This window comes from Leeia oryzae DSM 17879 (assembly GCF_000376945.1).
Classification (GTDB): Bacteria; Pseudomonadota; Gammaproteobacteria; order Burkholderiales; family Leeiaceae; genus Leeia; species Leeia oryzae.
In genome coordinates, this window is record NZ_AQXU01000025.1 from 639,637 (window position 1) to 655,579 (window position 15,943).

Consider the following 15,943-nt stretch of genomic DNA (forward strand, 5'->3'; position numbering starts at 1 on the left):
ACATCATGCCAAGTCGTCTTAAACACCTGATATCGCTTCTCAAAATCCTGATTTGTCTCACCGGCATGCTCTGCATGTCAGGCAAAGCCGCCGCCGGCGTCCCCGTCATTGATGCAGCCGCGCTTGCCCAGGCCGTTGAACAAGTCAAAGCCTGGGGTGAGCAATACAAACAGATGCAAGACCAGATCGGCCGCATGCAGCAGCAATATAACGATCTGCGCAGCAATCCGTTCGGCACCATTCTGGGGCAAGTAGGCGGCACACTGGGCATGGATCAAGCGGTTGGCGCCGCAGGCCAGGGCGGCACCGAGGCCGGTAGCGGCGAAGCCACCCAAAAATACCTCTACAAGAACAGCCCGTGCCAGACCACAGCGCAGATGAACAATGGCGCCACCGCAAAAGGCTGTGAAGCCGTACGCAACCTGCAAGCCACCATGATGTATGACCTGCAAAAACAGCTGCTCATGGTGCAAAAGCACGAGGCGGCGGTAGAAAGCTTGCTGGCCGCCGGCAGCACCGTCTCCCCCGGGGAAATGCAGGTTCTGCAAATCCGCCTTGCAGCTTATAACGGCATTCTCCAGGCGGATCTAGCCAAAATCCACCTCAGCATAGAAATGTACAAACAGCGCATGGCCCTATACAAACAACAGCAGATCGACAGTGTGCAAGACATCGCCAGAGGCAATGGCAAAGCCGTCGACCTAAAAGCCGCCCTTGGCATGTAACGGGAAAACACCATGTTTGAAACCGAAGGCACGCTCGCATTTTTTGCCATCATTGCCGAGCATCTGCAAAACGAAATCAATGCCTTTACCAACACGGCACTCGGCACCATGATGAACCTCATCAATGCCGCTGCCTTGTCGTTCATGACCCTCTGGTTCGTCTTTGAAGGCTATCGCATCATTTCCGGCCAAAGCCGCACCCCGATGATGGGGTTCGTCATGCGCTCCGGCAAGGCCCTGATCGTTCTGCTGGCCGCCACCGGCATGCACATGGCCAGCAGCGACATCATTGCCAACGTCAATGGCCTGCGGGACGGCATTACCGAACTGATCACCGGCACCCATACCAATGTTTACGACCTGGTCGACGACAACCTGAAAACTACTGACCGCATCCTGTCCGGTATCAACAGCCTGCAAAGCACCCTGAACTCGCTGGCAGACAAGAAAAGTGCTTCCGAATCCCTGACCACCGCCCTGTTTGCCAGCGGTATCGGCGGCGCCTCGCCCGCCATCGTCGGTGGCACCCTGAGCCTGCTCAACCAGATCGCCCTGTCGCTGGGCATCATTTTTGGCCCGCTCTCCATCCTGTGCCTGCTCACCGACAAAACCGCCAGCATCTTCTGGAACTGGCTCCAATACTGCTTTGGCGTCCTGTTCAGCATGGCCATTCTCGCCATTGTCTCTGGATGGGCGCTGGAAATCACGGAAAAATACGCACAAGCCATTATCCTGGCAGATATCGGCAACGCCATCGCCGGCCTCTTTGCCGGTGGTGCTGGCGGCTACACCTCCATGTCGCAGACTGCCTTAATGCAAGGCGGCATCGGCCTGCTCATGACCACACTACTGGTCACCGTCCCCCCGATGACGATGAAGTTTTTTAATTCGACGGTTGGGGGAAGTTTTTCGGGGTATAGCCTCTTCAATGGAGGGGGAAAAGGTGGTGATGTAGCAGGATCGCCAGGAAAAACAGCCGATCAACCAAATTCTGGTGGAGACCCAACAGGAAGCCATAGCACTATTTCAACTAACAACAAAGCATCGGCCAGCAAGCATGCAGATACTAGTGCAGCGCCTGGTATGTCCGGCTATCAACGCTTATTTCAGAGTGCTATTGAGAAAATCGGTACTACGGTACAGCCTGCCGGTGATTCAAACCTCTCCTCGGGCCAGCTTGGCAATGCAAGGGGCAACAGTCCCCCAACTTCCACTCCTTCCCCTATAAAGGCATGAATATGAAACAGATTACTTTATTACTCTGTATGTTTACCCATATTGCTTTTGCGGATGCGTACTGCCCAGGAAGTGGGCAAATTAACATTCTTGATGGCATTTGCTACTACCCAGATGGTTCACATGTACCCCATCCAGCTGGCTCTGTTCTACAAAGCCAACCCCGTGACTACTATGGTGCTATTGCAGCCGATGTTGTAGACGGCAAAAGCAGTGGTCATGCCGATAACTTTCAAGCACAGGGTGCAGCACAATCTGGCGCATTAGAAACATGTGGCCTGTCTGGCTGCCAGATTATCATCAGCTATAAAAATGCCTGTGGCTCTATGGTAGCTGCAAAAACACCAATCGGTAGTCCTAATCACGTGGTTGGTGGCGTTGGCAACACCCCCGCAGAAGCTGAACAAAATGCCTTTACCGAATGTGAGCACCTTAATCCTGGCGTGCAATGTCTGATGTGGTCTAAAGGAAAATGCTCCTATCGTGAATAAGTTTGGACTTGGTAATGAAATACTCGATCTGCAGTTTTTTGTTCTGTTTAATCAGCTCATACTGTTTTGCAGATAGTTTGTGTGGTGATGGCTATTTCAATGCTGAACTTGGCATATGCCAAAGTGGCGGGGGCGCAAACTACTACCCTGGGCAAAAAACTGCCAGAACGTATCAACCCCGCGACTACTATGGAGCCATCGCCGCCGATGTGGTCAATGGCAAAAGTGACGGACATTCATTTAACTATCGGACCAGCAATGCCGCAGAAATCTCAGCTCTTAATTTCTGCGGTCTGAAAGAGTGTCAAATTATCATCAGCTACAAAAACACGTGTGCTGCTACCGCGGTTCCTCTGTACACCCCGGATGTACAAGGTCTTATTTATGGCGCCATAGGCGAAACCCCAGGGGCAGCGAGTCTTAATGCCATCTCCAAATGCAAAGAAGCAAATTCAAATGTTCGTTGCGTCATTTGGACAAAAGCTGCTTGCTCCTACCTCGAATAAGTCGGACTTGATGATGAAATTCCCGTTCATTAGCCTTTTGCTCTACCTAATCAACCTATCCTGTTTTGCAGATAGCCTATGCGACGATGGCTATTTCAATGCTGAACTTGGTATATGCCAAAGTGGTGGTGGAGCAAACTACTACCCAGGGCAAGATACTCTCAAGCAACACCAACCTCGCGACTACTATGGTGCCATCGCAGCTGATTTACTTAATGGCAATGGCGGTGGACATTCTGATAATTACCAAACTCTTCAAAATGCAGAAGCAGGAGCACTAGAATCTTGCAACCGATCCGGATGCAAAATCATTATCAGCTATAAAAATACCTGTGGTGCTACTTCTGTGCCTCTGTATAAGCCAGGCAGGCCAGAACTTGTCTATGGTGCCATTGGTGCTACTCCTGATGCTGCCAACAGAAATGCCATTGCTGCATGCCAAACAGAAAATCCTGAAGTGCAATGTGTCATCTGGTCAAAGGGCAAATGCTCCTACCGCGAATAAATTAGTCATACAAAAACAATTACGTACAACCATTCACGATGATTTACTACCCCCAAAAAATCAGGATACATAAAAATGCATCTTCATAGGAAATGGCTAGGCAATTTTATCTACTTTACGGCTGGCATACTTTTGTCTACATGTCTTGCACATGCCCAAGCAGCCAGCCTGCCTGTAGACAAAAACACACTTGAAAATACGCTTACCTTGCTGTCGGAGGGTGTGGAATGGACTGACTACAGCAAAATACAATCCATTCAATTTCAAACAAAGGCCCCTAAAACAACATCTGATGATGGCGTTTCACGTCAAATTGGCCATTTCAGGATGCGTGATGGACATACTCTGGCTAACCTTTCTATTGAAGGCAATAAAACCAATCCGGCAGAAATAAAGCTCGATATACCGCTCAGAGGAAAAACCAGATATCCAAAGATTGTTGACGTGATTCAGTCAAACCTGCCTTCATCTACGATGATGGTGATTGCGGATCAATGTGAAAGCTATTCAATAGAGGAAGATGCCCCTCTGTTTATTGAAGTCTCTTTGCCTGCTTCCCGAAAAATATATGTGAATGCATATACCGATAGAGCATCAACCGCACATGGCGATTTTAGCGTGCAATATTATGCGTTTACGAAATACAAACCCGTTGAGCAAATCAAAAATGCGCATTGTAAGAAACTGCGGTAAACATGTCTTATGATTTGCAGGATGTGGGAGGGAAATAACCGTCGAATTCCGGCTTAAGGGATACGGTAATCCGGTGTAGCCATCTCGGTTAGATGCTGGGTAGACATGGGGATGCAATCTCTTTATGCCACTTCATATAACTCCTCCCAACTGGTGGTATAGCGTGGGGAGCGAAGGTGCTGGCGCATTTTCCAGTGTGTTTTACCGGCTTCAAAGGCAGTTTTTAGCGTGTCACATCCAAAGCGCTGGTTGATCTGGTCCACCGTCTGGAATAATGCTTCTTTTTTGGGGTTTTGGTCTGTGAAAAGGTCTGGTTGGCGGCTGATTTTGGGTTGCAGGCAAAACAGGATCACACCGGCCTTGTGATATGCAAACTCAGGGCGGTACGCGGCTGCCAGTGTGCGCATGGCGTATTGGGTGATCTGGATAGGGTCATCTGTTGGCAGGTCGAAGTGTTGGGTACTGGACACATAATAGGCTCCGGCTTCCGCCCGAAACCGGTTGGTACGTATCATGACGACCAAGCCGTGTGCCAGACTATGCTGCTGCCGTAGTTTTTTGGTGGCATGCCTGACATGGTAACTGATAGCGGCCTGCAACCCGGGCAGGTCACTCAAGGATTGGCTAAACGATCGGGTCGACATGATTTGCTTTTTGGGGTCGGCAACATCCTCCAGCTCGATGCACATTTCTCCGTTCAACTCTCTGACAATGCGCTCGATGACAATGGAAAACTTGCGCCGCATTGCTTCCGGATCGGCAAGCTTGAGATCCAGTGCGGTATGAATACCCAGCGCTTCCAGTTTGCGTTGCATCCTGAAACCGATACCCCAGACCTCACCGACCGGCAACCGGGACAAGTAGCTGTGAATGCCCAGTGACGGGCAATGGCTGAAGCTGAAAATACCCTGGGTATCCGGAAACTGCTTGGCAATATGGTTGGCGAGCTTGGCCAGCGTCTTGGTGGAACCTATACCGATACTGACGGGAATACCGGTCTGGCGTTTGACCTGCTGCTGCATTTGTCGGACCAGTGCCTCTGGTGCCGGATAACCTGCCAGTTGCAGGAAGCATTCATCAATACTGTAGATTTCCTGATCGGGTACAAACCCGGCAAGCAGGTGCATGACTCGCTTGCTCATGTCTCCGTACAGCGCATAATTGCTGGAAAACACGGCAATTCGTTGCTTGTACAGTTGATCCCGGTACTGATAAAAGGGTGCCCCCATCGGGATACCTAGCTGCTTGGCCTCTTTGCTGCGTGCAATGACACAGCCATCGTTGTTAGACAAAACAACAATCGGCCGGCCCTCCAGGTCCGGGCGAAACACCCGCTCGCAAGACGCATAAAAGTTATTGCAATCGACCAGTGCAAACATGGCTTACTCCCTGCCCAACAAGGATGCTAGGGATGATGGCGTTTACGCGCAATGCCGGTAATCACCCCCCATACCAGCCAGCCCTCGCCCTCATGACGATTTGTCTTGCCCCGCCAGGTAAACACGCGCATTTCACCGTGCAAGACGGCCACAATCATGTCTCCAACCGCCGGCGTCAGCGAGCGGTCTACCACCAGCACGTCTCCGGTACAAATGTGTTCTGCTTCCAGCGTCGCACCGCCATAGCGCAGCAAGAAAGTGGCCGCTTCATGCCGGACCAGCCACTGGTGAATATTCAGAGGGGACTCTTCATATTCTGTCGCTGGCGATGGAAAACCGGCCCGAACCTGACCAATCAGCGGGAGGAACGTAAGGGATGCCGGGATACATAAGGGGAGAATTCTCATGTGATTATTATAGAACGATTGTTCTATAATAATCAATCCATTCGTCCTTGCATGATGATCAACCGGGTGTGACCTGATACCAGACGGTCTGCCGCCAAGACAAGTAAGCTTAGACGTAATACCGCGCGATGGACGAGATACCAAAGAGGTTCATTTTCTTGTTGGCATGGCGGTTAGACATGAATCCTAAAGAAGGGAACGAAGAAGGATTGCACGAGGTGTGTTCCGGACAAAAACCATACACACGCCATTTGCAATGGCGTTGCCGTTAATTACCCGCGCTAGAAAACAAAAAAGCCCTGATTTCTCAGGGCTTTTTCGTCAATCTTGGCGGAAGCGGTGAGATTCGAACTCACGGGAGACGTTAATCTCCGTCGGTTTTCAAGACCGGTGCATTAAACCAGCTCTGCCACGCTTCCATTTAAATTGTGCTCTGTCAGTGTTAACCAACAGAGGTGCGAATAGTACACGCTTTTTTTTATAAAAGCTAGTGCTTCTGGAAAACTTGTGCAATTTTCCGTCACCCCCTTTGGTGCAGGGCACAAAAAAATCGTCGATATACGCAAACCGGCCCGGGGTTGCCCTTGCATAAGCCCCATTGTGATTCTATGCTGAAGATGAGGCCATACGGCATGCCCACCCTACAATGCATTGGTAATAATGTCTAAGAACCTTTTCTTGCGGAGTCTGATTGACTCCATACCCGACCTGATTTTTTTCAAGGATAAAAACAGCCGATACCTCGGTTGCAACAGGGCTTTCGAATTGTTTATCGGCAAGTCTGAAGCAGAGCTCATTGGCCGGCATGATAATGAGGTTGTGGATGATGGCAAGGCCGGAGAGTACCAGGCGCAAGACCAGCTGGTCATGGAGAGTGGCGAGCAGCTAAAGACAGAAGGCTGGCATGTCTTCAAGGATGGTCGGCGGGTCCTGATCGAAAATATCAAAACGCCTTATTACGATGAAAACCACCAGATCATGGGGGTAATTGGTGTCGGCCGGGACATTACCGAACGCTGGTTATCTAGGCAGCGTGGCATGGCCCGGTTGAACATTCTGGAAATGATCGCTCGGCACGAACCACTGGAGAAAATCCTGCTGACGGTAGTGGAAAGTCTGGAGACGGAAGAGCCCAGCCGTCAGTGCTCTATCTTGCTAGTATCGGATGACAACACACATCTGCTGACCGGCGCAGCACCTAATTTGCCAGATTTTTATAACCAGGTTGTTCATGGCTTGCCGATTGCCGTTGGCTTGGGTTCTTGCGGTACCGCAGCCGCTACCGGCATGCGCGTGATCGTGGAAGACATCCAGACCCATGAACATTGGGCCAACTACAAGACCCTGGCAGCCAATGCCGGTTTGGGTGCCTGCTGGTCTCAACCGGTGATTTCTTCCAGAGGAAGGGTGCTGGGTACCTTTGCCATTTACCATGCACTGCCCTGTAGCCCGACGCAGGATGACCTTGAATCCATCGAATTTGCTGCGAGCCTGACCAGCATTGCCATTGAGTATCACCAGACGCAAGACGCGCTGGAAAAACAGGCCACCACCGATAGCCTGACCGGTCTGGCCAACCGCCGGTACTTCCGGACCCTGGCCGAGGCAGAGATCAGCCGGCAAATGCGCAGCAACCGGTCACTTTCCCTCTTGTATCTGGATATTGATTATTTTAAATCCATTAATGACCAGTACGGCCATCAGGCGGGGGATCAGGTACTGACTGCAGTAGCAGCATATTTCCGCATCTCGTTACGCGACCAGGACGTCATTGCCCGGATAGGCGGCGAGGAATTTGCCATTTTATTGCCCGATACGTCGTCGACCGAGGCGCAGGAAATTGCGGAAAGGATCAGAACCGGGTTTGCCATGTTGAAAACCGAGGGTTTGCCCTCAGATATCAAACTGACGGTATCGATAGGGCTGACCACGCTGGATACGCAAACGGTGACTTTGGATGAATTATTGAACCAGGCAGACCGTGCGCTATACCAGGCGAAAAAACTGGGACGAAACCAGACTCGGGTATTCCAGACCGCATAAGCATTTACCTGCCGTTTGCAGCAAATACTGGAAACTTTATCCGACTACAGTTACTCTTAGTCACATGGCGGTTGGATTTAACCGCAATCTGTATTTTTGAGGAGATCGCAAGATGCAAACATATGACATTCCGGCCAGCCGTGTCGGCTCACTGGATGTTGCCAGCCGCAACAAAGTGCTGCGTAATACCTACTGGCTGCTGGGCTTGTCCATGCTGCCAACCGTAGCCGGTGCCTTGCTGGGTATTCAAATGCATTTTGGCCTGTCACCCATGGCTGGCCTGCTGGTTTTCATGGGCGTTGCTTTCGGTTCCATGTTCTTGATTGAACGCACCAAACATACTGCCATGGGCGTAGTGGTCTTGCTGGGCTTTACGTTCTTCATGGGCTTGTGGCTGTCCCAGTTGCTGCAGTTTGCCTTGCGCTTTCCGAACGGTGCACAAAGCATCGCACTGGCTGCCGGCGGCACAGGCGTGACCTTCCTGGCGTTGTCGACCCTGGCCACCGTGACCAAAAAGGATTTCAGCTTTTTGGGCAAGTTCCTGTTCATTGGCCTGATCGTCGCCATTGTCGCCAGCCTGGCCAATATCTGGCTGAAGATTCCGGCCCTGTCGCTGACCATTTCTGCTGCCATGGTAGTGGTGTTCAGCCTGTATATCCTGTTTGATGTAAGCCGTGTAGTGAATGGTGGCGAGACTAACTATATCTCTGCCGCGCTGGCCATTTATCTGGATATCTACAACCTGTTCCAGAACCTGCTGTTCCTGATTTTGTCACTGACCGGTAATAGTCGAGACTAATCAGTACGTTGCAAAAGACTGTACCAGACAAGGGCCGGATTCATCCGGCCCTTGTCTTTTTTGCAGAAAATCTCTCTGGATTTATGTCTATAATGAGGCTTCTAGCGAGATTGAAGCAGCATGAAAACATTACAAAAATATGCCGGCTCGTATATCCCCATTTTTGTGCTCAACGACAATGTTGTGGCGCAAGAAGTCTTTTTAACCCGCTTAGAGGGTGCCGAACGAATTCATGTACTGACGGCGTTGGCATGGTTTCATCACCAGCGTGACTGTCATAAAGCCTTGGCTTTTGCGGACGAAGCAGAAGCCCTGTTACGCCAGTTGCCTGTGGGCTCGATAGACCGTAAGGGCTATGGCATTCGTCTGACTCTGGTGAAGGGGGCCATTCACCTGCTGTTTGCAAGGCTGGATGAGGCAGAACAAACGCTGACCGCCGCAGTGAAAGGCTACGAAGCGATAGGGGACGCCATTGGGCTGGGAGATGCCTACTGGCTGTTGACCCAGCTCTATATCGACCGAGGCGACCAGCCGAAAACCGATCAATGTCTGGCCCGGGCCAAGTCGTTCTTTGCCCAATCGGGCGACACGACCCGAATTGCACTGGCGGAAGCCTGGCACCTGGCCCAACTGGCCTTTAACGACCCCGCGATGGTCAGGCATGAACTGGATACCCGTTTTTCTGACCCGTCACACTATCACGAAGCAGTGCAAACCTGGATCTCGGTCGCTAACGCCAACGCCTCGGCGTTTACCGATGACCCGGCGGCAGCCATCAAGTTTGATCTGGATGCCCACCACACTGGTATCGATACGGGGCAAATCCGGCAGGCGATTGTCTGCGCCGCCAATGCAGCCGAGGAATTTGCCACGCTTGGCGACCTGGACACCGCCCTGTTATGGGGTGAACGGGCCCTGTCCATTGCCCGTTCGGCCAATTGGCCGGGCATCATCGGCATTTGTCTGCTGCAAGTCGGCGATGTCTTGCGTCTGTTGGGGCGCTTTGAAGAAGCCAAGCGCTTCCTGACCGAGGCACTCTCCAACATGAAGGGGATGGCTGGCTCGCATAACCACGAACTGGTGCAGGTCAATCTGGGTCAGCTGGCGCTGGACATGTCGGATGAGGCAGAGGCGTTACAATGGTTTGACCAGCTGACGCAAAGCATCAGCTGGTATAAAGATGCCGACCTGCTGATGAAAGTCCATCGGGGCAAGGCACAGGCGCTGCTGCGGACGGGGCACCCGGATCTTGCTTACCAGAGTGCGCAGAATGCCATCGAACTGGCTGCGTCTAAAGGCAACATCAGCGAGCAGATCAAGTCACTTCGGGTCATGGCTGAGGTTTGCGAGCATATGCAAACCGCCAGCCCAGAGGGCAGCGATGCTCCGACGGCTTCGTTGCACTATCTGCACCAGGCCGTCAAAATGGCCGAAAACCTGAGTGGCTACAACATTCCGGAAGACCTGTACCACCAGCTGGCCAAGACGTACGCCACCTGTCACGATTACCAGTCGGCTTATCAGTCTTACCTGATGTCGGTAGCGGCCAGAGAGTCCAGCAAAATTGCCGATGCGCAGAAACGCGCGCTGGCCATGGAAACCCGCAAGCATGTAGAAGAAGCCCGTTCGGATGCCGAGTACCACAAAAAGTTGGCACAGACGCTGCAGGAAACCAACACGACCCTGGAAACACTCGGGCATATCGGCCAGGAAATTACCGCCAGTCTGGATGCCAATGCGGTGTTTTCTACCCTGAAAGGCCATGCCGATGGTTTGCTGGATACGACTTCCTTCGTGATCTGTCTGGTCGACCCGGCGGGCGACTCGCTCACGGTCGCATTCGGAGTGGATAATGGCAAGCCCTATCCCCGTACCACTTTCAAGATTGATGACCCCATCTCGCTCACCGCACGCTGCGCCCGCGAACGGCAGGAAATCATCATTCACAACAAGCCGAGCGACTCTAACCTGAAAACCACGCCAGGTACCGTGGAAACACTCAGCATGCTGTTTTCGCCACTGGAGGTCGGGGACCGGCTGCTCGGGGTCATGACGGTACAGTCGCAGCGCGCGTATGCATACGGCGAACGGGAACGGGCGATTTTCCGGACCATGTGCGCGTATGGCGCCATTGCGCTCGATAATGCCGCCGCCTATACCGCCGTTGAGGCCGCCCGCCTGAAGACGATGCAACAGGAAGAAGAACTGCGTATTGCGGCAACCGCATTTGAATCCCAGGAAGGGATCGTGATTACAGATGCCCATCTGGTGATTTTGCGGGTGAACAGCGCGTTTACCCGCATTACCGGCTTTACGGCAGAAGACGTGGTGGGTCACCCGCCGCATCTGTTCCATGTCGACGCAACCGAACCCGATGAACCGGTGTCGATTCTGGCCGCCGTGGCCAGTACTGGCACCTGGCAGGGAGAATTATGGACCCACAGGAAGAACGGCGAGGAATTCCCGATTGGGCTGACCCTATCGGCGGTAAAGAACGAGGCGGATGTCACCACGCACTACGTGTACACCTTGCTGGACATTACCGAACGCAAACGGGCAGAAGAGGAAATCCGCAGCCTGGCCTTCTATGATCCGCTCACCCAGTTACCGAACCGTCGCTTGCTGATCGACCGCTTGCGGCAGGCCATCATCAATCTGGAAGAGGGGGCACCGGCCGCAGCCCTGTTGTTTGTTGACCTGGATAACTTCAAGACCATCAATGATACCCGAGGCCATGACGTAGGCGATTTGCTGCTCAGGCAAGTAGCCAGCCGCCTGACAGAGTCACTCCGCCAGGGCGATACCGTAGCACGGCTGGGGGGTGACGAGTTCATTATTCTGCTGGAACAACTGCACGACCATACGTTGCCGATACGGGCACAAGTCGAGATTGTGGCCCAGAAAATACTGGAATCCCTCAATCAGCCCTACCTGTTGAAAAACGAACTGCATCACAGCACCCCCAGCATCGGTATCTGCCTGTTATCCTCGCATATACGGCTGTCTGCCGAAGAACTGCTCAAGCACGCTGATCTGGCCATGTACCATGCCAAGGCTGCCGGTCGGAACACCTTCCGCTTTTTCGACCCCGCCATGCAAACCATTGTCACGGCACGTGCCGAAATGGAAACCGACCTGCGTGAAGCCCTGGTAGAAAAGCAGTTTGTACTGCATTACCAGCCTCAGGTACAGGCGGATAAGCGCATCAGCGGCGTAGAAGCGCTGATCCGCTGGAATCACCCCAAATACGGCATGGTGCCGCCGATGGAGTTCATTCCGCTGGCCGAAGAAACCGGCTTGATCATCCCGCTGGGCCAATGGATTCTGGAAACAGCCTGCCGCCAGCTGGCCGAATGGGGGAAACGTCCGGAAACCGCGCACCTGACTGTTGCGGTCAATATCTGCGCCCGACAATTTCATGATGTGGCATTTACCGACCAGGTATTTGCAGCACTGAAGATGTACAACGCGGATCCGAACCGCTTAAAACTGGAAATTACGGAAAGCCTGCTGCTCAAGGATATCCACCTGACCATTACCAAGATGAACAGTCTCAGAGAGATCGGGATCGGTTTCTCACTGGATGACTTTGGGACCGGGTATTCGTCACTGAACTATCTGAAGCACCTGCCGTTTACGCAGCTCAAAATCGACCGTTCTTTTGTCAGGGACATTTTCAACGACAAGAATGACCGGGCAATTGTAAACACCATCGTGACACTGGGTAAAAACCTGGGCATGGATGTCATCGCCGAAGGCGTTGAAACGGACGGTCAGCATCAGTACCTGCTCGAAAGCGGCTGCGAACAGTTCCAGGGCTATCTGTTTGGCAAACCCTGCCCGCCGGAAGCCCTGTTTAACTGAGCCGCACAAACCGGCATTTGCCGTGCCACAATAAAAAACCCCGGACCATGATCCGGGGTTTTTTGTGCCGGGGCGCAAGCGCACCCCGGGGACGTGTAGTCCGGCAAATTACATCATGCCGTCCATGCCGCCCATACCACCCATGCCGCCTGGCATTGCTGGCTTGTCTTCTGGCAGTTCAGCAATCATGCAGTCGGTGGTCAGCATCAGACCAGCAACAGACGCTGCGTATTGCAGTGCTGAGCGGGTAACTTTTGCTGGATCCAGAACACCGCTGGCAACCATGTCGCCGTATTCGCCGGTAGCCGCGTTGTAACCGAAGTTACCGGTACCTTCCAGTACCTTGGCGATGACGACAGATGGCTCGTCACCTGCGTTGGCAACGATCTGGCGCAGAGGTGCTTCGATGGCTTTCAGCACAATCTTCACGCCTTGCTCTTGATCGTTGTTGCTGGTTTCTACCTTGCCGATGTTGGCACGTGCACGCAGCAGCGCAACGCCACCACCTGCAACAATACCTTCTTCAACAGCAGCGCGGGTTGCATGCAATGCATCTTCAACACGTGCTTTTTTCTCTTTCATTTCAACTTCGGTCGCTGCACCAACCTTGATCACGGCAACACCGCCAGCCAGTTTGGCTTTGCGCTCTTGCAGTTTTTCACGATCGTAGTCGCTGGTAGATTCTTCGATCTGACGATCGATCTGGCCAACGCGTGCCTGGATAGCATCGGCAGAACCCACGCCATCAATGATGGTGGTCAGTTCTTTGCCCACTTCGATGCGTTTTGCCTGGCCCAGTTGGTCCAGAGTCACTTTGTCCAGGGTCAGGCCCACTTCTTCAGCGATCACAACACCACCGGTCAGGATAGCGATGTCTTCCAGCATGGCTTTACGACGGTCACCGAAACCTGGTGCTTTAACAGCAACCACTTTCAGGATACCGCGCATGGTGTTCACCACCAGCGTTGCCAGGGCTTCGCCTTCTACGTCTTCTGCGATGATCAGCAGTGGACGGCCAGACTTGGCCACTTGCTCCAGTACTGGCAGCAGGTCACGGATGTTGCTGATTTTCTTGTCGAACAGCAGCACGAACGGATTGTCCAGTGCAGCGATCTGTTTTTCTGGGTTGTTGATGAAGTATGGTGACAGGTAGCCACGGTCAAACTGCATACCTTCAACCACGTCCAGTTCGTTGTTCAGTGATTTGCCGTCTTCAACGGTGATCACGCCTTCTTTGCCCACTTTGTCCATGGCGGTAGCGATGATTTCGCCAACGTCTGTATCAGAGTTTGCAGAGATAGAACCAACTTGAGCGATTTCTTTGGAAGTCGTGGTTGGCTTGGCGATTTTGCGCAGTTCTTCAACCAGTGCAACAACAGCCTTGTCGATACCGCGTTTCAGGTCGGTCGGGTTGAAACCGGCAGTAACGTATTTCATGCCTTCTTGCAGAATGGCTTGTGCCAGTACGGTAGCGGTAGTGGTACCGTCACCTGCAACGTCAGAAGTCTTGGAAGCCACTTCTTTCACCAGCTGAGCGCCCATGTTTTCGAACTTGTCTTTCAGTTCGATTTCTTTGGCAACAGACACACCGTCTTTAGTGATGGTAGGTGCACCGAAAGAACGGTCCAGCACCACGTTACGGCCTTTAGGGCCCAGGGTCACTTTAACAGCATCGGCCAGAATGTTTACGCCAGCCACCATTTTAGAACGTGCATCATCATGAAACTTGACTTGTTTTGCAGCCATGTTTGCTTAACTCCAAATATGTATTCGTTAAAATCCGGTTGTAATGAGGGGAGGCAGATTAGCCTTCAACAACGCCCATTACGTCTTCTTCGCGCATTACCAGCAGTTCTTCGCCGTCAACCTTGACAGACTGGCCGCTGTATTTGCCGAAAATCACTTTGTCGCCCACTTTCAGGGTCATCGCACGGACAGAGCCGTTTTCCTGGATTTTGCCTGCGCCAACAGCCAGCACTTCACCCATGTCAGGTTTTTCTGCAGCATTGCCTGGCAATACGATACCAGAGGAGGTTTTCTCTTCGGCTTCCAGACGTTTAACGATCACACGGTCGTGCAACGGACGAATCTTCATATAATAACTCCTTGATGATAAACGAGAAAAAACGCTCGTTAGCGATTAGTGTTCTCGGGGGCACCAACGATTTTGGCACTCAACCCTTGCGAGTGCTAATGATATGGGTGGGGTCCATGCTTTTCAAGAGGGGATATGTAAAGAATTTTTGTTTATAGCGCAAATTGCCCTGAAAACGGCGTTTTCAGACACCAAACTGCCTGCAGGTTCAGCATCCGGCAGCGGATTGGATTAGAATGGCAACTATTGAAGCCTGTAACCCCCGATCAAAGTCCAACCTTGAAAGCTCCTCTTCCCATCCGTGACGGTATTGCCCCGAGTTATTTGTGGCTGCCCGAAGGCCAGTGGCCAGACCTGTTCACGTTTCTGGTACAGCGTTTTCCGCATGTCGGCGAGGAAACGCTGCGCATGCGCATGCAAAAACAGGAGCTGGTTGACGAGCATGGGCAGGCGATCACCCCGCACACACCCTACCGGACCGGCAGCCGTATCTGGTATTACCGCGAGGTAGAGGCGGAACACCCTATCCCGTTTGAAGCCGAGGTACTGTTCCGGGACGAACATTTGCTGGTGGTCGACAAGCCGCATTTTCTGCCGATGATCCCGTCCGGTCGCTACCTGCAGGAAACCCTGCTGATTCGCTTGCGCAAGCAGCTGGATTTGCCGCAGCTCACCCCCATTCACCGGCTGGACCGGGAAACGGCCGGGGTGGTGCTGTTCTGCCTGAATCCGGCCAGCCGCGGGGCGTATCAAACCCTGTTCGAGCGCCGCACGATCGCCAAGACCTATGAAGCCGTCGCACCGTTTCGGGACGATCTGGCCTTGCCGCTGGTACACCGTAGCCTGATGGTAGCTGGAGATGCCTTCTTCACCATGAAGGAAGTACAGGGGGAACCCAACAGCGAAACGCGCATCTCGCTGATGCGCCGGATGGGGAATCTGGCGCTGTACCAGCTGGAACCCCACACCGGCCGCAAACACCAGTTGCGCGTACATCTGGCCGGCCTGGGTATCCCCATCCTGAACGACCCGTTTTACCCTCGGGTATTGCCAGACAAGGGCGAGGATTTTGATCACCCATTGCAACTCCTGGCCCGCTCCATTACATTTGAAGATCCGATCAGTAGGGAAACCCGTCAGTTTTCCAGCAAACGCATGCTGGCCTGTGCTTTTCCTGAATGAGACACCGGTTGGCAGACA

General features: G+C 52.7%; 14 protein-coding genes and 1 tRNA gene. 10 read left to right on the plus strand and 5 right to left on the minus strand.

Features of this window, described 5'->3' with window-relative positions; all coding sequences use genetic code 11:
- Positions 1 to 5 precede the first annotated feature (5 nt).
- The 6 genes from F552_RS0116495 to F552_RS0116520 all read left to right on the plus strand — a co-directional run bounded on the left by F552_RS0116495 (position 6) and on the right by F552_RS0116520 (position 4,156).
- Complete coding sequence (locus F552_RS0116495; protein WP_026182831.1) at positions 6 to 725, plus strand: type IV secretion system protein; 720 nt, start codon at positions 6 to 8, stop codon at positions 723 to 725.
- Positions 726 to 737: 12 nt separating this feature from the next.
- Complete coding sequence (locus F552_RS0116500) at positions 738 to 1,961, plus strand: TrbL/VirB6 family protein (RefSeq protein WP_018152876.1); 1,224 nt, start codon at positions 738 to 740, stop codon at positions 1,959 to 1,961.
- Positions 1,962 to 1,963: 2 nt separating this feature from the next.
- The gene (locus F552_RS20205; RefSeq protein ID WP_051078337.1) at positions 1,964 to 2,452 is read left to right on the plus strand and encodes a DUF4189 domain-containing protein; all 489 of its coding nucleotides are present in this window, start codon (positions 1,964 to 1,966) and stop codon (positions 2,450 to 2,452) included.
- A 14-nt stretch (positions 2,453 to 2,466) separates the two neighbouring features.
- A complete protein-coding gene (locus F552_RS20405) occupies positions 2,467 to 2,958 on the plus strand; it encodes a DUF4189 domain-containing protein (protein WP_083917538.1) in 492 nt (163 codons plus the stop codon).
- A complete protein-coding gene (locus F552_RS20410) occupies positions 2,909 to 3,463 on the plus strand; it encodes a DUF4189 domain-containing protein (protein ID WP_169333613.1) in 555 nt (184 codons plus the stop codon). The genes F552_RS20405 and F552_RS20410 overlap by 50 nt, the downstream gene beginning before the upstream one ends.
- A gap of 75 nt (positions 3,464 to 3,538) precedes the next feature.
- Complete coding sequence (locus F552_RS0116520) at positions 3,539 to 4,156, plus strand: hypothetical protein (RefSeq protein WP_018152880.1); 618 nt, start codon at positions 3,539 to 3,541, stop codon at positions 4,154 to 4,156.
- Positions 4,157 to 4,278: 122 nt separating this feature from the next.
- Here F552_RS0116520 and F552_RS0116525 read toward each other — a convergent pair whose 3' ends face one another.
- From F552_RS0116525 to F552_RS0116535, 3 genes are all read right to left on the minus strand, one after another.
- Complete coding sequence (locus F552_RS0116525; protein WP_018152881.1) at positions 4,279 to 5,535, minus strand: Y-family DNA polymerase; 1,257 nt, start codon at positions 5,533 to 5,535, stop codon at positions 4,279 to 4,281.
- 26 nt (positions 5,536 to 5,561) lie between these two features.
- Positions 5,562 to 5,942, minus strand: coding sequence for a LexA family protein (locus tag F552_RS0116530; RefSeq protein WP_018152882.1), 381 nt, complete (start codon positions 5,940 to 5,942; stop codon positions 5,562 to 5,564).
- A gap of 328 nt (positions 5,943 to 6,270) precedes the next feature.
- Positions 6,271 to 6,361: transfer RNA gene (locus tag F552_RS0116535), tRNA-Ser, on the minus strand.
- 241 nt (positions 6,362 to 6,602) lie between these two features.
- Here F552_RS0116535 and F552_RS19685 point away from each other — a divergent pair.
- From F552_RS19685 to F552_RS20210, 3 genes are all read left to right on the plus strand, one after another.
- On the plus strand, positions 6,603 to 7,985 hold the full coding sequence (locus F552_RS19685) for a GGDEF domain-containing protein (protein ID WP_018152883.1): 1,383 nt from the start codon (positions 6,603 to 6,605) through the stop codon (positions 7,983 to 7,985).
- Positions 7,986 to 8,097: 112 nt separating this feature from the next.
- Complete coding sequence (locus F552_RS0116545; protein ID WP_018152884.1) at positions 8,098 to 8,784, plus strand: Bax inhibitor-1/YccA family protein; 687 nt, start codon at positions 8,098 to 8,100, stop codon at positions 8,782 to 8,784.
- 120 nt (positions 8,785 to 8,904) lie between these two features.
- Complete coding sequence (locus F552_RS20210; protein WP_018152885.1) at positions 8,905 to 12,648, plus strand: EAL domain-containing protein; 3,744 nt, start codon at positions 8,905 to 8,907, stop codon at positions 12,646 to 12,648.
- Positions 12,649 to 12,756: 108 nt separating this feature from the next.
- On the opposite strand, the gene groL is transcribed toward F552_RS20210, so the two are convergent.
- Together groL and F552_RS0116560 are read right to left on the minus strand one after the other, a co-directional pair.
- Positions 12,757 to 14,394 (minus strand): chaperonin GroEL, encoded by a 1,638-nt coding sequence (gene groL / locus F552_RS0116555; protein WP_018152886.1) that lies wholly within the window; start codon positions 14,392 to 14,394, stop codon positions 12,757 to 12,759.
- A 58-nt stretch (positions 14,395 to 14,452) separates the two neighbouring features.
- Positions 14,453 to 14,743: a co-chaperone GroES gene (locus F552_RS0116560; RefSeq protein ID WP_018152887.1), complete on the minus strand. Its 291-nt coding sequence runs from the start codon at positions 14,741 to 14,743 to the stop codon at positions 14,453 to 14,455.
- A 279-nt stretch (positions 14,744 to 15,022) separates the two neighbouring features.
- Here F552_RS0116560 and F552_RS0116570 point away from each other — a divergent pair, with 279 nt between their 5' ends.
- Positions 15,023 to 15,925, plus strand: a complete 903-nt coding sequence (locus F552_RS0116570) for an RluA family pseudouridine synthase (protein ID WP_026182835.1) — start codon at positions 15,023 to 15,025, stop codon at positions 15,923 to 15,925.
- Positions 15,926 to 15,943 lie beyond the last annotated feature (18 nt).